The organism is Peptostreptococcus faecalis (assembly GCF_900240845.1).
Classification (GTDB): domain Bacteria; phylum Bacillota; class Clostridia; order Peptostreptococcales; family Peptostreptococcaceae; genus Peptostreptococcus; species Peptostreptococcus faecalis.
Genome location: NZ_OERU01000001.1, coordinates 779657 through 800182 on the forward strand (window position 1 = coordinate 779657; position 20526 = coordinate 800182).

General features: G+C 29.5%; 15 protein-coding genes and 1 other annotated feature. All 15 genes read left to right on the forward strand.

Translation table 11 applies throughout. From position 1 onward, the window contains the following. The first annotated feature begins 137 nt into the window (after positions 1 to 137). Positions 138 to 1160, forward strand: a complete 1023-nt coding sequence (gap, locus tag C0982_RS03625; RefSeq protein ID WP_101772853.1) for a type I glyceraldehyde-3-phosphate dehydrogenase — start codon at positions 138 to 140, stop codon at positions 1158 to 1160. 240 nt (positions 1161 to 1400) lie between these two features. Continuing rightward, the gene (locus tag C0982_RS03630) at positions 1401 to 5699 is read left to right on the forward strand and encodes a 2-hydroxyacyl-CoA dehydratase (RefSeq protein WP_101772854.1); all 4299 of its coding nucleotides are present in this window, start codon (positions 1401 to 1403) and stop codon (positions 5697 to 5699) included. 77 nt (positions 5700 to 5776) lie between these two features. Further along, a complete protein-coding gene (locus C0982_RS03635) occupies positions 5777 to 7111 on the forward strand; it encodes a hypothetical protein (RefSeq protein WP_101772855.1) in 1335 nt (444 codons plus the stop codon). Between the two features lie 43 nt (positions 7112 to 7154). After that, positions 7155 to 7397, forward strand: a binding site (T-box leader). Positions 7398 to 7454: 57 nt separating this feature from the next. Next, positions 7455 to 8249, forward strand: a complete 795-nt coding sequence (locus tag C0982_RS03640) for an amino acid ABC transporter substrate-binding protein (RefSeq protein WP_101772856.1) — start codon at positions 7455 to 7457, stop codon at positions 8247 to 8249. Between the two features lie 19 nt (positions 8250 to 8268). Continuing rightward, complete coding sequence (locus tag C0982_RS03645) at positions 8269 to 8886, forward strand: amino acid ABC transporter permease (protein WP_101772857.1); 618 nt, start codon at positions 8269 to 8271, stop codon at positions 8884 to 8886. A gap of 9 nt (positions 8887 to 8895) precedes the next feature. Continuing rightward, positions 8896 to 9564 carry an amino acid ABC transporter ATP-binding protein gene (locus C0982_RS03650; protein ID WP_101772858.1) on the forward strand — a complete coding sequence of 223 codons (669 nt, stop codon included), beginning with the start codon at positions 8896 to 8898 and terminating at the stop codon, positions 9562 to 9564. Positions 9565 to 9753: 189 nt separating this feature from the next. Further along, positions 9754 to 10959 (forward strand): 5-bromo-4-chloroindolyl phosphate hydrolysis family protein, encoded by a 1206-nt coding sequence (locus C0982_RS03655; RefSeq protein WP_145994494.1) that lies wholly within the window; start codon positions 9754 to 9756, stop codon positions 10957 to 10959. Positions 10960 to 11025: 66 nt separating this feature from the next. Then, positions 11026 to 12153, forward strand: a complete 1128-nt coding sequence (locus tag C0982_RS03660) for a toxic anion resistance protein (RefSeq protein WP_101772860.1) — start codon at positions 11026 to 11028, stop codon at positions 12151 to 12153. A 13-nt stretch (positions 12154 to 12166) separates the two neighbouring features. Continuing rightward, a complete protein-coding gene (locus C0982_RS03665; protein ID WP_101772861.1) occupies positions 12167 to 13324 on the forward strand; it encodes a THUMP domain-containing class I SAM-dependent RNA methyltransferase in 1158 nt (385 codons plus the stop codon). A 9-nt stretch (positions 13325 to 13333) separates the two neighbouring features. After that, complete coding sequence (locus C0982_RS03670; RefSeq protein WP_101772862.1) at positions 13334 to 14674, forward strand: FG-GAP repeat domain-containing protein; 1341 nt, start codon at positions 13334 to 13336, stop codon at positions 14672 to 14674. A gap of 8 nt (positions 14675 to 14682) precedes the next feature. Then, positions 14683 to 15378 carry a response regulator transcription factor gene (locus tag C0982_RS03675; RefSeq protein WP_101772863.1) on the forward strand — a complete coding sequence of 232 codons (696 nt, stop codon included), beginning with the start codon at positions 14683 to 14685 and terminating at the stop codon, positions 15376 to 15378. Further along, positions 15378 to 16811, forward strand: coding sequence for an ATP-binding protein (locus C0982_RS03680; RefSeq protein WP_101772864.1), 1434 nt, complete (start codon positions 15378 to 15380; stop codon positions 16809 to 16811). The genes C0982_RS03675 and C0982_RS03680 overlap by 1 nt, the downstream gene beginning before the upstream one ends. Before the next feature lie 45 nt (positions 16812 to 16856). Beyond that, positions 16857 to 18218, forward strand: coding sequence for an MATE family efflux transporter (locus tag C0982_RS03685; RefSeq protein WP_101772865.1), 1362 nt, complete (start codon positions 16857 to 16859; stop codon positions 18216 to 18218). Between the two features lie 7 nt (positions 18219 to 18225). Next, positions 18226 to 18750, forward strand: coding sequence for a phosphatase PAP2 family protein (locus tag C0982_RS03690; protein ID WP_101772866.1), 525 nt, complete (start codon positions 18226 to 18228; stop codon positions 18748 to 18750). Between the two features lie 307 nt (positions 18751 to 19057). After that, positions 19058 to 20506 (forward strand): tRNA (N6-isopentenyl adenosine(37)-C2)-methylthiotransferase MiaB, encoded by a 1449-nt coding sequence (gene miaB / locus C0982_RS03695; RefSeq protein ID WP_101772867.1) that lies wholly within the window; start codon positions 19058 to 19060, stop codon positions 20504 to 20506. The last annotated feature ends 20 nt before the right edge of the window (positions 20507 to 20526 follow it).

Genomic DNA, 20526 nt, shown 5'->3' on the forward strand with positions numbered 1-20526 from the left:
GAATTATTACATAAAAAAGATTGCATTATACGATTAAATAGTGTACAATGTTTATGAAAGTAAATGATATATGACATACTATTAAATATCGTTTCAATTTATTAAAAATAATTATATATACTACATGGAGGAATATGATGAAAATAAAGGTAGGTTTAAATGGGTTTGGAAGAATAGGTAGATCAGTTTTAAGAATAGCGGAGTCATCAAGTGAATTCGAATATGAAATAGTTGCTATAAATGCAAGAGCAAGTGCAGAAACTTTAGCTCATCTATTTGAATATGATTCAAGTTATGGAATTTTTGATGGTAGCGTAGAAGTTAAAAATGATAATTGTATATCTATAAATGGAAGAGATATAGCAATAACTAGAGAAAGTAGCCCAGCAAGCATACCATGGAAAGACTTGGGTGTAGATATAGTAGTAGAAAATACTGGTAGATTTAATAAAAGAGAAGATGCAATGGGGCACATAGATGCTGGAGCAAAAAAGGTAATAATTACTAGTCCAGCTAAGGGTGAAGATATAACTCTTGTTCTTGGTGTTAATGATGAAAAATATGATAATGAACTGCATAACATCATTTCTAATGCATCTTGTACTACAAACTGTCTAGCTCCTGTAGCAAAGGTTTTAGATGAAAAATTTGGGATAGTAAACGGTATGATGACAACAGTTCATGCATATACTAATGACCAAAATGTACTTGATAAGTCTCACAAAGATTTGAGAAGAGCAAGAGCTTGTGGAGAATCAATTATACCTACAACAACAGGTGCCGCAAAAGCTGTTTCATTAGTTCTTCCTAAGTTAAAAGGAAAATTAAATGGATTCTCATTAAGAGTTCCAACTCCAACAGTTTCAGTTGTTGACTTAGTTGTTAATCTAGAGAAAAGAAATGTGACAGCTGAAGAAATAAATGAAGTTTTAAAAGAAGCTAGTGAAAAGGATTTAAAAGGTATATTAGGATATTCAGATAAACCATTAGTATCAGTGGATTACAAAGGTGATAAAAGATCTTCAATAGTAGATGGACTATCTACAATGGTAATGGAAGATGGTCTTGTGAAAGTAATTGCATGGTATGATAATGAATGGGGATATGCAAACAGAACAGCGGATTTAGTTAATTTAGTAGTTAAAAAAACAAATAAATAATAAAATAAAAAAAGACTATCTATATATTATATAGATAGTCTTTTTTGTCTTTTTTAGAAGTTAACAAAAACTGATAAAAATACTTTATAGTACCTATTATCAAAAATTTAATATAAAATTAATATATTAATAAATTTGTGATTTAAAAAACATAAAATAATTACAATAATATTAATCTTATTTTATGATATAATTAAGTAATAGTATTCTTTAGATAATTTGTTGAATGGAGGAATAAGTATGGAAGGAATCTATAAATTAGGGATAGATATAGGCTCTACGACTGTAAAGGCAGTTGTCCTTTCAGATGAAAATAGTATAATATATAAAAAATATAGACGACATTTTTCAGATGTAAAAAAAGCTGTAAGTACTCAGCTAAAAGATATACATAAAAAGTATGGAAATATCAGAGTAAAGCCTGTGATAACAGGATCTGGAGGAATTGGCTTATCAAGAAAGATTAATATAAAATTTGAACAAGAAGTAATATCTAGTACGAAAGCAATACGATTTTTTTACTCTGAGACAGATGTAGTAATTGAACTTGGGGGGGAAGATGCGAAAGTAACATTCTTATCTGGTGGAATTGACCAGAGAATGAACGGGATATGCGCCGGAGGAACAGGGGCATTTATAGATCAAATGGCATCATTACTAAAGGAGGATGCGGCAGGGTTAAATTCACTGGCAAAAGATTACAATGTGATTTATCCTATTGCTTCTAGATGTGGAGTATTTGCAAAAACCGATATACAACCATTAATAAATGATGGCGCAAATAAATCAGATATTGCCATGAGTATTTTTAATGCAGTAGTAGTTCAAACTGTTAGTGTACTGTCTTGTGGCAGAAAAATTGAAGGAAAAGTCGCCTTTCTAGGTGGTCCACTCTATTTTTTATCAGAACTAAGACGTCAATTTATTAATGTTCTTAGACTTCAAGAAGAAGATGTTATTTTTCCGGAAGACGCTCAATTATATGTGGCATTAGGAGCAGCACTTCTATCAAATGAAGAGGACTCTATAGATATTGAAAAACTTATAAGTAAGATTGACGAAGTTGGAACTTTGGAAGACTCAACAAGTGAAGATGTAATTCCTTTGTTTAATGATGAAAATGAATACAATGAATTTAAAGAGCGACATAATAAAGCTTCAGTAGAAAAAATAAATATTGATAATTATAAAGGAAAATGTTTTTTAGGAATTGATGCGGGATCTACTACGACAAAGGCTGTATTAATAAGTGATGATGGGAAAATTTTGTACAGCCATTATGGTAGTAATGAAGGTAGCCCTTTAAATATGAGCATTAAAATTTTAAAAGAGATATATTCTATACTTCCTAAAGACTGCACAATTGCAAGAGCAACTGTTACAGGATATGGAGAGGAACTGATAAAAAAAGCATTGAGAATGGACGAAGGAGAAATAGAAACTATAGCTCACTATAAGGCGGCAAAGTTTTTTAATCCCAATGTAAACTTTATACTGGACATTGGTGGACAGGATATGAAGTGTCTAAAAATAAAAGATGGAGTAATTGATCAAATAATCCTAAATGAAGCTTGTTCTTCAGGATGTGGATCTTTCTTAGAATCATTTGCAAAATCGCTTCATATGGATGTAATAGATTTTGCTAAAGAAGGCCTTTTTTCAGAAAAACCTGTTGACTTAGGTTCTAGATGCACGGTTTTTATGAATTCTAGAGTCAAACAAGCTCAAAAGGAAGGAGCAACTTTAGCAGATATATCTTCGGGACTAGCGTACTCAGTTGTTAAAAATGCGCTATTTAAAGTAATTAAATTAAGGGATATAGAAGAGCTTGGTGAGAATGTTGTAGTTCAAGGTGGTACTTTTTACAATGACTTAGTTTTGAGGGCTTTTGAAATTTCAACAGATAGAGAAGTAATTAGACCAGATATTGCTGGACTAATGGGTGCATTTGGATGTGCTTTAATATCAATGGAAAAGTATGAAGGAATAAGGTCAAATATATTAAGTATTGAACAGCTAAATGACATAAGTATTGAGTCAAGTGTAACTAGATGCAAGGGATGCTCTAATAAGTGCCTATTGACTATAAATAAATTTTCAGAACACGAAATCTTTGTATCAGGAAATAGATGTGAAGTTGGAGAAGCCATATATACTAATACTAAAGTTTCAAAGGATAACGAAACATTTAATATGTATAAGTATAAATATGACAAGCTATTTTCATATAAATCCATATCTGAAAAAGATGCTAGAAGAGGCGTAATAGGGATACCAAGAGTTTTAAATATGTATGAAAACTATCCATTTTGGCATACATTTTTGACTAGCTTAGGTTTTTCTGTAAAGATATCTAGCCAATCTTCAAAACAAATATTTGAAAAAGGAATTAGTTCGATAGCTTCAGATACAGTATGTTATCCAGCAAAATTAGTTCATGGTCATATCGAAGATTTGATTTCAAAGGGCATAAAAACTATATTTTATCCATCTGTAACTCATGAATATATGGAAGATAAAAGCGCAGATAATCATTTCAACTGCCCGGTAGTAACATCGTATCCAGAGGTTATAAAAAGTAATATGGATTCTCTAGAAGAAAATCAAATAGATTTTATTAACTTTTTTGTATCGCTTAATGATAAGGAAAAATTGAAAAAAAGAATTTATTCAGCAATGAAGTATCACTTTAACGATATAAAAAGAGAAGAGATCAATGTAGCAGTAGACAAAGCTACAGAAGAGTATAATAAATTCAAGTTGGATATCATGAAAAAGGGAGAAGAAATCGTTGAAAAACTAAACACTGAGAACAGAAGAGGTATAGTTTTAGCAGGGCGTCCATATCATTTGGATCCGGAAATAAATCATGGTATTCCAGAATTGATAAATCAGTTAGGGCTAACAGTTCTATCTGAAGATTCAGTTTGTCATATGACAGAAAAAAGAGAACTTAGAGTAGTTGACCAGTGGGTATACCATTCTAGACTCTATAAAGCAGCTAATTTCTGTAAAGAACATGATAATATAGATATGGTTCAATTGAATTCCTTTGGATGTGGGTTAGATGCGGTGACTACTGAACAAGTGGAAGAAATATTAAATGAAAAATCTAAGATACATACGGTGATAAAAATTGATGAGGGAAATAATCTAGGTGCAGCAAAAATAAGATTGAGATCTTTAAAAGCTGCGGTAACTGAAAGAGAAAAAAGTGGAGTAAAACCATCAGAACAAGATGATATAGTTATTCCATATCAAAAAAATACTAGATTAAATACTAAGCACACATTACTTTGCCCTCAAATGGCTCCAATTCAATTCCATTTTATAGAAAAAGCATTACAAGATTCAGGTCTGAATGTTAAAGTATTGAACAATTCATCATCTGAAGTAATTGAAGAAGGACTTAGATACGTAAATAATGATGCGTGCTATCCTGCGATTATTGTAATAGGGCAAATTATACACGCGCTAAAGTCTGGTGAATACGACATAGAAAACACTTCGGTATTAATGAGTCAGACCGGAGGAGGATGCAGAGCTACTAATTATATTGCATTTTTGAGAAAAGCATTAAAGTCTGCCGGTTTTCCAAAAGTTCCAGTAGTCTCAATCAGTGCTAATGGAGTGGAAGATAATGGAATAAAAGAACACGCAAGTATAGGGTTGATAAACAAGTTGATGATGGGTGTCGTATATGGGGATCTATTGATGAAAGTGCTTCTTAGGGTAAGACCTTATGAAAGAATTCCAGGAAGTGCAAATCAGCTATACAATAAGTGGGCGGATATTTGTAAAAAATCACTTTCTAAAGGTAACATAAGAGAGTTTAAAAATAATATTAAAAATATTGTTGAAGACTTTGACAATATAGAAATAACTGATGAGGTAAAACCAAAAGTTGGATTGGTAGGCGAGATATTAGTAAAGTTTAGCCCAGTAGCTAATAATGATCTTATATCAATACTTGAAAGAGAAGGAGCTGAAGCCGTAGTTCCAGAACTGATGAATTTCTTCTTGGCAGTAGCCTATAATAACAACTATAAGCATGATAAGTTGGAAGGAAGTTGGAAATCAAAAGTTGGTGGTAAGGCTATAGTTAAATTAATAGAAAACTACCAGAAAAACTACTGTTATGCTTTGAAAAAGAGTAAAAGATTTGATGCTCCTATGCCGATATCAGACTTAGCTGACTACACAAAACATTTTGTATCTTTAGGAAATCAAACTGGAGAAGGATGGTTGCTACCAGGAGAGATGTTAGAGCTGATAGAAAGTGGATGTAATAATATAGTATGTATGCAACCTTTTGGATGCTTGCCTAACCATATAATAGGTAAGGGGGCAATAAAAGGAATTAAAAAGAAATATCCAAAAGCAAATATAATACCAATAGATTATGATGCATCGGCAACTTCAGTAAACCAACTAAACAGAATTAAACTAATGTTGTCTACAGCCTTCAGCGAAATCAATGGAGAAGAAACTTTTGAAGAAAGCTCTTTTAGACCCATAGATTTAGATCTTTATAGATAAAATATTGAATTTAAGAGTAATAGTATGCTCTGTTAACCTAATGGCAGGGCATACTATTTTATTTGAAGGGAGAATATATGAATATTACTAATGAATCTATTGTTTCTATTTACAATGAAAATAAAATAAATGAAGAACTTGTAATATACAACGGTAAATTTCAGATATATTCCCAAATTAACATCAAATGCGAGGGTAGTGTATATTACAATATAGTTGACCCTGTATCAATAGTATTTAAAGCTAGAATATATAAGTATAGTGAAATATGTAATGATATAGAAGAGGCTACTTTAGGTAGTATGGTAATTGAAATATCAGGATATAAACTTATGAATGCAGAGCTTTTACAGATTAAAAATGATGAAATATATGGATATATAAGTGATGTGAGCATTAAATCTAAGGATAATGTCGTAGATTATGTGCAATTCGATATAATAAATATGGATAAATTCCCTGGAAAACTTGTAAATCACAATGATGTTGTGTATGCAGGCAGAATAGAATTTAAAATTGATAATTATATAGTCATTATAGATAAAAGTTATGAATATAATAAAAGCTTACATAATAAATTGGTATCTAAATCAGGTAGTGTAATTACACATACTGGAAGAATATATAAAAATACTATGGAACCATTTAAAACGAAAAATATAGAAAGTATTTTATATAGAATATCATCCACTTTTAGTTTTTGTTGTGGAAGGCACATTAATATACCTAATGCATTTGGATATAGAAAAGGAATAAACTTATATCGCTCATGGCGAAAAATGTATTCATCCGATTACAAATTTGTGTTTAATTGGACTAGTACTATTTCTAATTATCACAATTTAGAAAAATTTGCTTCTTTGATGTGTAAAAAGTTAGAAGATACATATTACTATGAGACTATAATAGGAATAATTGATTGGTATATTGAAGCTCTAAATGGAATTAATCTAGGCAATAATATTATATCTATTCAGACTGTACTAGAGATGTTATCTTATGTTTTACTTGTAGAGACGGATTTTTTACTAACTAAATCTGAATTTGATACTCGACCTGCAAATCAAAATATAAGGCTTCTATTGAATGAATGCGAAATTGATTATACTATGCCTAGAACTATGAAAACATCAGAAGCAATATCGGATAAATTTGAAGATGGAGTGGATTTAATTACTTATTACAGAAATATGGTCGTACATCCAAGCAAGGCTAAAAGAGGAACGCATTTAAGCTTTGAAGATATGTGGAATATAATTTTGTTAGGAATTAATTATATTGAACTTGTGATTCTCTACATAATTAATTATAAAGGTGAATATACTAATAGGTTTATAGGAATAAGTTTTGGAGATGTAGAAATAGTTCCATGGTCAAAAAAAAATAATTTTCAAAAAAGTATTGACAATTAATTAGTTTTATCCTAAAATCAAATCAATATCAAAAATTAATAAAATAAAAATTGCGAAAAGAAATAGTAGATATAGGGTAGTTAATCAGAGAGTTGCTGTATGGTGAGAAGCGCATTACGAATTATATTGAACACATCTTGGAATTTGATACCGAATTAAGTAGGCTATCACGGGTGCGCCCGTTACAGTGCCAGGGTATTATATAGTACCTAGCGAGGTCGTTACTGCGAGGTAATGACGAATAGAGGTGGGAACACGAAGTATTGATTATACTCTCGTCCTCTGACGGTTGTCAGTGGGCGAGTTTTTTTATGTTAAATTTTAAGATTATGGAGGTTAGGTTATGAAAAAAGGATTTATAAAAAAATTATTAATGGCGAGTTTAAGCTTAGTTCTAGTTTCAACGATGGTAGGATGTTCTTCAAAAGACGCTAACTCTAGCGAAAATAAAGATTATGAAACTGTAATAGTAGGATTAGACAATACTTTTGTGCCAATGGGGTTTGTCGATGAAAATAATAAGTTAGTTGGGTTTGATATTGACTTAGCAAATGAAGTATTTAAGAGAATTGGAATCACACCACAGTTTGAAAATATTGACTGGTCAATGAAAGAACAATCACTAAAAAATAAGAATATAGACTGCTTGTGGAATGGATATACAATAACTGAAGAAAGAAAGAAAAAGGTTGAATTCACTAAACCTTATTTAGATAATAAGCAGATAGTAGTTACAATGGCTACAGAACCATTTAAAAAAATTGATGACTTGAAGGATCAACCCGTTGGAACACAAGCCGCATCATCTTCTTTAGAAACAATAGAAAATAACGAAGAATTTCTTGCGTTAATAAAAGGGAACGCACCTTCTACATATGATACTTTTGATAAGGTATTAAGAGATTTAGAAATAGGTAGAATTAAAGCAGTAGTAGGAGATGAAGTATTATTAAATTACTACATGAAACAAAGAGGTGCAGATAAGTATAAAACTCTTGAAGGTGATTTAGGAAAAGAGCAATATGCTGTTGGATTTAGAAAAGAAGATACTAAGCTTAAAGATAAGATTGACAAAGCACTAGATGAAATAAAAAATGACGGAACATTTGAAAAAATTAAGGATAAATGGTTCAAATAAATAGAGAGAGGATAATTTGATGGTTGAAGGAGTAAAAATATTACTGGAGTTGTTTTTTTTAACAACATTATTTTCTATACCACTTGGTATATTAGTTGCACTAGTTAGGGTATCAAAGAATAAAATTGCAAGAAATATTACAGGAATTTATATATGGATTATGAGAGGGAGTCCTCTTTTACTTCAAATGATGTTTTTATATTACGCGCTTCCTACATTCAATGAGAACTTAGTATTTGATGCTATGCCAGTTGCAATAATAGCGTTTACAATTAACTATGCAGCTTACTACGCAGAGATATTCAGATCAGGTTTGCAATCTATTGATAAGGGACAGTTTGAAGCTGCAAAAGTATTAGGTTTTGATAAATTCACAATGTATAGAAGAATAATACTTCCTCAAGTGATAAAAAGGGTGCTTCCTCCAGTCTCTAATGAATTGATCACATTGGTAAAGGATACTTCTCTTGTAAGTATTTTGGCCATGAATGATTTATTAAGAATGGCGACTGCAGCTACAAACAGAGATGGTAGTTTGATTCATTTCCTATATGTGGCGATAATATATCTAGCTATGACTGCTGTTTTGACAAAAGTAATGGCTTTTGTAGAAAAAAAATATTCATACTATAATTAGAGGTGTAAAATGTTAAAAGTAATTGATTTAAAGAAAAGTTTTAATAAAGAAGAAGTTTTAAAAGGGATTTCTTTTGAAGTAGATGCTGGAGAAACAGCTGTAATACTTGGAAAATCAGGAGCAGGTAAAACAACTCTAATAAGATGTATAAATGGACTAGAAACATTTGACAGTGGAAAAATAGTAGTTGATGATATCGAGATAACTAATACATCAGAAATGAAAAAGCTAAGAGGGCAAATTGGAATGGTATTTCAAAATTTCAATTTATTCCCACACTTAACTGTATTAGAAAATATCATTGAATCACCTGTAAATGTATTTGGGAAAAATAAAGAAGAAGCGACAAAAATAGCATTAGATCTTCTTGATATGGTTGATTTATCTGACAAAAAAGATATGTACCCATTCCAACTATCAGGAGGACAACAGCAAAGAGTAGCAATAGCTAGAAGTTGCGCTCTTATGCCAAAAGTTCTTTGTTTTGATGAACCAACGTCTGCTTTGGATTATGAAAATATAAAAAAAATAGAAGAAGTAATACAAAAATGCAAGAACAGAGGCATGGCTGTGTTGATAATAACTCATGATAGAGCTTTTTCAAAAGAAGTAGCAGACAAAATAATATATATAAAAGAAGGGCTACTAGTTGAAGAAATTGATACGGACGCTCAGTAGTATTAGATAAACTCTTTCAAAATAATTGTTAATACTTTTAAAATATCCTTACAAATAGAAATATTGTGAGGATATTTTTTATTTTATTATAATAAAAATAATACTAGTATTTTATGAATATTATTGTAGCGCTAGTACACTCAAAAGTTTTTATATGATATAATTATTCAGAGAGGTTGGGTGAAAATAATGAGTAAAAACAACTATAAAGGCAATCACAACAATAATAAGAAATATAAAAATAATAATTACAAAGAAAAAAATAAAGATGATTTCTCTTTTGATGATATAGGGAAGAACGTGGGAGATTCTTTGGAAGGAATGATGTTATCGATTAATGATATGTTCAACAACATGGATTTTAATAACTTAAATAAAAATATACAAAGTACAGTAGACTTTGCTTTAAAGGAAGCAAATAATTCAAAAATAAAAAAAATGTTCTTTGAATCTTCTAATTCCTATAGTAATTATGAAAAGAAAAATGAGTTTGATAAAGAAAAATATATTAATAGACCAAGAGGTTTTTTACCATGTCTAATATTTCAAATAATATCTTATAGCGTTACATTTGTATGTGGGATACTTGGAATTGTGTTTTTATTTACAAATTTAGTTAAATCTGGAATATTTTTTGCAATTGCAATACCTGCTTTAATTATTGGAGTGATGTTTTCTAAAAAATTCGGTTACATTCTTAGATTCAATATGTATTCAAAAAATCTAGATAGAAATGGTTTTGTTGATGTAAGCACACTGTCAAGAACTACCGGAGGAAAAAAAGAAAACATAGTAAAAGATTTAAAGACAATGATAAAAAAAGAAAACTTCTTGCAGGGTCACTTAATTGAAGATGACACTATATTTATAGCAACAGATGAGTTGTATGATTACTATTGTATGGGACTTGAAGAAAAAAGAAAAAGAGAAGAGATTGAAATACAAAGTAAGGAAAACAAAGAATTAGAAGAATTTCTTGATTTATGTAAATCACAGATTAAAGATATAGAAGATGCTAAAAGTAGTGTGAAAAGTGAGGTTCTTTTGAACAAAATAAGTAGAATAGAATCTTCAATTAATCTGATTGTTGAAGCTATTAAACAACAGCCAGACCAAATAAATATTTTGGATAGATTCTCCTCTTACTATGTTCCAACTACAATAAAACTTATAAATACATATTCAGACTTAGAATCCACTTCTTTGGATACGAATTCAGTAATAGAGGCAAAGTCTGAAATTGAAAAAGCCTTAGACACTATAATAATAGCGTATGAAAAAATATTAGAAGAAATAATGAAAATTAACACAATGGATATTAATGCTGATATTTCAGTACTAAATACAATGCTTTCTCAAGATGGACTAAAAAAAGATGATCACTTTGGTCAATAGTAAAGAATACACCACATTAATAATTAAGGGAGGTGCAGAAAATCCGTAGCTGTGATTTTCTAGAATATGGATAATAATATTACACTTAAATTAGATGGAATAGATGAGGTTTCTCATATAGATGAGAAAAAAGGAAACAGCAATATATTAAATTCAAGTTTAGATGATACTATATTGACTGAAGAAGAAATGAAAATGGTTGATGACTTTTCAAAAAGAATTAATATTAATGATTCTAAACTTGTGATAGAATATGGATCTGGAGTTCAAAAGAGAATGTCTGATTTTTCTGATCAAACTCTTAAGACAATTAAATCTAAGGACATTGGAGAGGTAGGATCTTTAATTACAAATTTAGTTGTAGAACTTAAAAATTTTGAAATAGACAAGGAAGATAAGGGGATATTTAATTTCTTTAAAAGAGGAGCCAAAAAAGCTCAAATATTAAAAACTAACTATGAAAGCGCAGAAGCAAATGTAGACAGCATTGTTAAATCACTTGAAAAACAACAGATAACTCTTATGAAAGACATATCTATGTTGGATCAGATGTATGATTTGAACAAGAACTACTACAAAGAAGTTTCTATGTATATAATTGCTGGAAAGAATAGAATAAAATCTATAAAGGAAAATGAATATCTTGAATTGACGAATAGAGCAAATACATCTGGAAAGCAAGAAGATGTTCAAGAGCTAAATGATTTAAATAATCACATAAGTAGATTTGAAAAAAAATTGCATGACTTAGAGCTTTCTAGAATGATATCAATACAAACTGCACCACAAATTAGAATGGTTCAAAATAATAATATAGAAATGGTAGAAAAAATAAACTCTACAATCGTAAATACTATTCCATTATGGAAAAACCAAATGGTATTAGCTCTAGGAGTTGCAAATTCAAATGCTGCAATTCAGACTCAAAGAGAGGTAAGCAATATTACTAATGAATTACTAAAGAAAAATGCAGATGCATTAAAAATGGGAAGTATTGAAGCAGCAAAAGAGTCTCAAAGAGGCATCGTTGATATAGAAACATTGAAACATACCAACCAAACACTTATATCTAGTTTGGATGAAGTCATAAAAATTCAAAATGAAGGAAAAGAAAAAAGACAAGAAGCTGAAATTGAAATTAGCAAATTAGAAAATGAATTAAAACAAAAAATGATAGAAATTGCAACAAAATAATTAAGGAGACAATATGGACTATAAATATACTTTAATTTCGCCATGCTTTTTTGGAATGGAAAAAATGTTGGCGAATGAAATAAAGAAACTAAACTTTGAAATTGAAAAAACCGAAGATGGCAGGATTACATACAAAACTGATGAATATGGTATTGCAAAAGCAAATATGTGGCTAAGATGTGCAGAAAGAGTGAATTTAAAGATTGCAGAATTTAAAGCGACTTCTTTTGACGAGCTTTATGAAAATACAAAAAGAATTGACTGGTCTAAATTTATACCTTATGGAGCACAATTCCCAGTGTCTAAAGCATCATCAATTAAATCAAAACTATATTCTACTCCAGATATTCAGTCAATAGTGAAAAAAGCTATAGTTGATAGCTTGAAGGGCAAATATTTAGAAGAGGGGATGTTGAAAGAAGACAAAGAAAAATATCCAATATATGTATTTATACACAAAGATAAAGTTGTCTTATCAATTGATACAAGTGGGGATGCTCTTCATAAAAGGGGTTATAGGGAAAAGTCTAACAAAGCTCCTATAAGAGAAACTCTTGCAGCAGCAATGGTATATCTTACACCTTGGAGACCTGGAAAGATTCTAGTAGATCCTATGTGTGGATCAGGTACAATTTTAATCGAAGCGGCTATGATAGGAATGAATATGGCACCTGGATTAAATAGAGAGTTTATATCGGAAAAATGGAGAACTATCGATAAAAAAATTTGGTGGGATACTAGGAGAGAAGCATTTGACTTGATGGAAGATAATCAAGACTTTACTATTTATGGATACGATATTGATCCAGAATCAATAGAGCTTGCAAAAAACAACGCTGAAATTGCTGGTGTAGAAGAATATATAAAATTTGAAGTTGGAGATGTTAAAAATTACATATCTGATGAAGAATATGGTTTTATAATAACAAATCCGCCATATGGTGAGAGACTAGAAGACGAAGATAGTGTAAAGCTACTATACAAAGATATGGGATATACTTTTGATAAATTAAAGAATTGGTCATATTTTATTATAACTTCTTATGAAGAATTTGAATATGAATTTGGAAAAACGTCAACTAGAAAAAGAAAATTATATAATGGTATGCTTAAAACATATTATTATCAATATCTTGGACCAAAGCCGCCAAAAATAAATGCTAAACAATAAGGAGGCAATATGTTAAAGTTAAAAAAATATATTATTTTCTTTTTATTGGCTCCTTTGCTTATATTAAATTTGAGCGGATGTACGAAAAATACAATAGAGCCGGTTGAGAAATTACTTGAAAAGCCAATTACATTTGAAAACCATTATAATGTTTATAATGAAATAAGAAAATTAACACCTTTAGACACAGAATTTGTATTACCTTTAAATTCAGAGGATGTTGGAAGAATTAATCGTGTGGACTTAAATAATGACGGTGAAAATGAAATAGTTACTTTTAAAAAGAAATCTAATGAAACACCAGGACTTAGTAATGTATTTATGTATATTTTTAAATACAAAGATGATCGTTTATTCGAAGAATCTGAAAAAATAGTCAAAATACCTGGAGATGTCATAATACATGCAAATTTTGTTGATTTGGACAATGATGGTAAGAAGAAAATAGTAATTCAAGTGAGCAGTGCTGGCTTAGAGACTATCTATATTTATGAATATGTTAATGATACAGTGAAAAAAATAGATGAATATGTATCGAAAAATCCAGTTAGATTGAATTTTTATGATTACAACAAAGATGGAAAAATAAGGTGTTTGGCACTTGTTCAAGATTCTTCAAATTATGAAGTAAAACTGTGTGAATTGAAATTAATCAATAATAAAATTAATTTTATAGAAAGTGGAACATCTAAAACTTCTGGCAATATTGATAAAATAGAGGTTACTAATGGCAAAATTAGCAAAAACACATATGGTAGCATAATGACATATCATACAATGGATGGACGGGTAATACCGCAGATAATAGTATTTAAAGATAATAAATTTGAAAGAGTTATTGATAATGGCAATTTGAAAAACTCTAATATGATAGTTCCATTAGATATAAATGGAAATGGAATCTTAGAAATTCCTAAGGTAGATAATGAATATTTGAATAAGGAATCGAAAAAATCAAGTGTCATATCATGGTATGAGTGGAATGGAATTACTGGAGAAGATAGTGCTTTGATTTTAACTAATCAAATTTTCTATTGCAGTAATTATAACTTTAAACTTAAAGTACCAAAAAGACTGACAAGTAAATTTTATATAAAACAAAACTTCACAGAAGAAAATAGCGATTTTACGTTTTTTTCTAGAGAAAATGAAAAGTTAGAAAAATTATTTAAAATAAAAGTAATAAAAAAATTCAGTGATGATAAAAATAAGGGAATTAGTAATACGGATAAAATATACGAAAATAATGAATATATTTTCGCATTAGAAAGTCTGAACAAAAAAAATATGAACAAATACAACCTTAGTTTTATGTCGGTGAAAGATTCTTTTGAACTTATAAATAAATAGGAGGCAGCATGGAAAAGATTCTAGTTTTAGAAGATGAAATTGGTATTAGAAGCTTTGTGAGCATCAATTTAAGAAGAGAAGGGTACGAAGTAATAGAAGCTGGTACAGGATCAGAAGCTATAGAATTATTTGAAAAAGAAAAAGATATTTCTTTAGCACTTTTGGACATTATGTTACCTGATATGAGTGGAATAGAAGTCTGCAAATATATAAGACAAACAAATGATAATGTAGGTGTGATTATGTTGACAGCAAAATCGCAAGAAGAAGACAAGATAGAGGGGCTTATATCTGGGGCGGATGACTACATAATTAAACCATTTAGTATAAAAGAGTTGTTAGCTAGAGTTTCAGTTCTTATCAGAAGAGTAAATAGAGATAGTGATTCTAAGAAAAATAATATGATAGATTCACCACCTTTTCTATTAGATCCAAATAAGAGAAAACTATATAAAAATGGCGAAGAAGTCGATTTAACGCCTACTGAATTTTCTATAGTAAAATATCTTATGATGAACGATAATCAAAGCCTTAGTAGAGATGAAATTCTTGAAGAAGTATGGGGATCAGTAGTTTTATATGATTACAAAATAGTAGATGTAAATATCAGACGTATTAGAAATAAAATTGAAGATGATTCTTCAAAACCTAAATATATACAAACTGTATGGGGTTATGGTTATTCCTTTAGGAGAGGAGAATAATGGGATTACATTTTGGCGGATTAAGAAAAAAAGTTTTAAAAAACTTTATAATTATAATATTGCTAGTTGTATTGTCTTTTGAAGTAGTAATAATGTTTTTTTATACGAGCTACTACCATACGTCAGTAAAACAAACGTTGATGTCACAGGTTGGTTATACTAATGCAGTGTTTAATACGGCGAGTATGGAAAATTTGAGTTTTATGAATAAGGCTGAAAATATTTTTGAGAATCAAAGCCACTCTAAAAATACAAAAATTGCTATTAATATAATTGATAGAAATGGGAATATAATAATCGATCAATATGGCTTTAAGTCTCATGAAAAATGCGAATATATAGATGTAAAAAAAGCACTTCAAAATGTGGAGGTAATTCAACCATATAAATATAACGAGCTAAATACAAATGAAAAAGTAATGAGCGTTTCAGTTCCTATAAAAAGCGATGGAGTTGTTCAAGGTGTGGTGCGTTATAGCGTATCACTAAAATATATGGATATAGATATATTAAAAAACTTCACATATTTGCTGATAATTGGTATTTTAATATTAAGTTTTAGTGTTGCATTGAGCTTGAAATTTGCAGATAGTATAATAGAACCTTTACGCGAGTTAAAAATATTTTCAAATATGCTAGCAAAAGGTAACTATAATATTACAATGAATAAGGAAAGAGTTTCAGATGATGAGATTGGGGACTTGGCCAGAACTTTTGAAAACATGGCACAAGAAATTCAAAAAAGTGAAAAACTTAAAGATGAATTTATATCTTCTATTTCACATGAATTAAGAACACCACTTACATCTATTAATGGATGGAGCGAAACACTTCAACTAGATCAAATTTCAAAAGAAGAGTTGAGTTTAGGGCTTAATATTATTCAAGATGAAACACAGAGATTAATTAAATTGGTGGAAGAACTTTTAGATTTCTCAAGGTTATCTTCTGATAGAATTAGGTTGAATATTGAAAAGGTAAATATTAATACATTAGCAACTAGTGTATTAAATCAACTGAGTTCAATGGCTATAAATAAAAAAATTAAGATGAATTTTGAGTTTAAAAATAAGGAAATAAACTTGATATATGCTGATAAAAATAGACTTCGTCAAGTTCTAATAAATTTAATACAAAATGCTATTAAATTTACACCGGAAGAAGGTAGTATTTTTATAAGCCTTGAACAACACTCACAATATACTGAAATAACTGTCAGGGACACTGGTATAGGTATATCTGAAAAAAATATTAACAATGTATCTAAAAAGTTTTTCCAAGAAGATTTCCATAAGGCTGGAAGTGGTTTAGGGTTAGCGATTAGTGATGAAATTATAAAGCTACATGGCGGAAAAATGGACATTAAGAGCAAGAAAAATGAAGGTACTGAGATATCTTTTACAGTAAAAAATGACAGTCGTATTAGAAGATAATAATCGAGACTTTTATAAATAATTGTATAAATTAGGAGATTAATTTTGAAAAAGGATTTAGGCAACGATAATATATCTAAACTACTATTAGAGCTGAGTATTCCAGCAATATTAAGTATGTTAGTAGCAGCACTTTATAACATAGTTGATAGAATCTTTGTTGGAAACACAAACCCTTTAGGATTGACAGCAATAGGAATTACTATGCCATTTCAAATAGTGCAAATGGCATTTGTATTGCTTATAGGAGTTGGAAGTGCGACACTTATTTCAATAAAATACGGAGAAAATAAAAAAAAATCTGCGGAAGATATCTTATTAAATGCTTTGATACTAATCGTAATTGCTGAATTAATTGTAACGGTAATATGCATAGCTTTTATTGACCCAATTTTTTCTCTTTTAGGTGTGTCAGAGTCGGTTTATGATCTTGCAAAGCAGTATATTATAATAATCCTCTTAGGAGGTGTTCCTGGTCTGACTGGATACTGTCTTAACAACGCAGTAAGGAGTATGGGATTTTCAAAACACTCTATGTTTTTTGTTCTCTTTAGCTCAATTTTAAATATTATATTAGATGGTTTTTTTATTCTTGTATTAGGATGGGGAGTAAAGGGAGCAGCTATAGCTACTGTTATATCACAAATATTTGTAACAATATTTGTGATAGATTTTTTCATTAGGAATAAAGATGTTCCTATTAAATTGAATTTAAATAGAGCAAAATTAAAATTAGAAACGATTAAAGAAATTTTTTTAATAGGGTTACCTAATTTTTACATGCAAATATTTGGAACTGTTTTTAATATAATATTAAATAGGTTCATAATAGCATATGGTGGAGACTATCAACTTGCATCAGTAACTATAATTACGTCAGTTAGCATGGTTTTTACTATGGTAATTTATGGAATTAGCCAAGGAGCGCAACCTATTATTGGATATAATTATGGAGCAAAAAAGCAAGAACGATGTCTTGAAACATTAACGAAAACTCTCGCTTCCGTAACAGTTTTTTCTATGTTTTTCTTGTTTTTAATCGAGTTATTCCCTCATTTTCTAGTTAAATTTTTTACAGAAGATGTACAACTTCTCAATATTACATCCAATAATATACGGATATTTTTATTTGCAATTCCTTTTGTTGGGATACACTCTGTTGGAACTACATATTTCCAAACTACAAAAAGACCGAAAATTTCTTCTATCTTGTATATATTAAAATATGGTGCAATACTTATACCTCTTTTATATATCATACCTAGATTTGCAGGTATAAATGGAGTGTATATATCAAATGCATTAAGTGAACTAATATCAGGAACTGTAGCATTAATTTTAATAATATTAGATATAAGAAAAATAAAAAAACAGCTCGGTAGAAAAATTCAAAGCAGTGAGGTGTAAACTTAAGATGTATGATATAATGATTTTGAATTTTATAAAAGAATACTTTCACTCAAATGTAGGTGACGCTTTTTTTGTTTTTATTACATATTTAGGTGAAGGTGGTTTTATATGGATACTACTAGCACTGTTTTTAATACTGCTAAAAAAAGAATATAGGTTAGGTATATCTATGTTTGTAGCCCTATCGTTGGTAGGAATAGTGTGTCTTCTTATTGTCAAGCCAATGGTAGCAAGAGAAAGGCCTTTTTATTATGTGGAAGGAATACAACTTTTGATTAAAAAACCTACTGATTTTTCTTTTCCGTCGGGTCATACGGCTTCGTCATTTGCAGCGGTTACAGTATTATTTTTAAATAAAAGCAAGTCATTCAAGCCGACATTAGTACTGGCAGTTTTAATTTCGTTTTCACGACTATATTTGTATGTGCATTATCCATCAGATGTTTTATTCGGCATAATATTTGGTGTATTATTAGCCTATATTGCAAACAAAGTGGTAAACGAAATTTCTAAAAAAATAAAGACTTAATCTTTTATATTTATCGTTACTTTTCAAGTATAGGTGAGTATAAAAAATATAAAGCAAAAAGAAATTATTTAATATTAGTAAAAGAATAGAAAGAAATTTAATATTATAGTAAAATATGATATTATATAATAATGTGAGATAAAGCACTGATAAACACAGTGCTTTTTTCAATAAACTATTATGAAAAATTGAAATTCTCACAAAAAGTATATAATATTTTAATATAAAATTATGCGTTTTCTATTTAGTTTAATAAAAATTATAACGGTAGAAATATAAGAAATAAATTTAAGTTAGGAGAATTAAGGTGTCAGAAAGAAAACAAATTGAAATATCAAAAGAAAAGATAGAAGAACAAGATAAATTCATTGAATTGCTACATAGAACAAATGAAGATTACTTTAATAAATCTGGATCTAGGAAAACATACTCGCTTGTTACATATGGATGTCAAATGAATGAACATGATTCTGAAATGTTGATTTCTATGCTTGAATCTATGGGATATGCAAGATCAATTTCGGAAGATAAAGCAGATTTAGTAATTTATAATACATGTGCAGTAAGAGAAAATGCAGAGCTAAAAGTATATGGAAATTTAGGTCATCTAAAGAGTGTGAAAAAAAATAGACCTGATATGAAAATTGCTGTTTGCGGATGTATGATGCAGCAGCCACATGTTGTAGAAGAAATTAAAAAGAAATATAGACATGTAGACCTAATATTTGGAACACATAACTTATATAAATTCCCTCAACTTTTGTCAGACACATTTGGAAGGGAAAAAATGCTTGTAGATGTATGGGATGTTGATGGAGAAGTTGTAGAAGGCTTAAAAAGTGATAGAAAGTTTAGTGTAAAAGCATTTGTGAATATTATGTATGGTTGCAACAATTTTTGTACATACTGTATCGTGCCTTATACAAGAGGTAGAGAAAGAAGCAGACTCCCAGAAGATATAATATTTGAAATAAAAGAATTAGTGTCAAATGGAGTAAAAGAAGTAACTCTTTTGGGACAGAATGTAAATTCATATGGAAAAACACTAGAGGAATCTAAAAAAATAACATTTGCTCAACTATTAAGAGAAGTAAATGAAATTGAAGGAATAGAGCGAATCAGATTTATGACATCTCATCCAAAAGATATATCTGATGAAGTAATTTATGCAATTAGAGATTGTGATAAAGTATGTGAATTTTTACACTTGCCTTTCCAATCAGGAAGTACAGCTTTATTGAAAAAAATGAATAGACATTATACAAAAGAAGATTATTTAAATATAATTAAGAAAGCTAAATCAGAAATACCAAATATAGCTTTTTCTACAGATATTATGATAGGTTTCCCAGGTGAAACAGATGCAGATATAGATGATACAATAGATGTATGCGAAGAAACTAGATACGATTCAGCCTTTACATTTATTTACTCTAAAAGAACAGGGACGCCTGCAGCTAGAATGGAAAATCAAATACCTGAAGATGTAAAACATCAAAGATTTGACAGGGTATTAGAAGTTGTAAATAGAATTTCTGCTGAGAAAAATGAAGAGTACGACTCTAAAATAGTCGAAGTTCTTGTTGAAGGAAGCAGTAAAAAATACTCTGATATTATGACAGGAAAAACGAGACAAAATAAAACTGTTAATTTTACAGGCGGTGGAGAAGATTTAGTAGGGAAAATTGTAAATATATTGATTAAAGAGACAAGATCATTTTCGCTAAATGGTGAATTAGTAGAAATAATTAGATAAAAGCTACCATAAATAGGAGA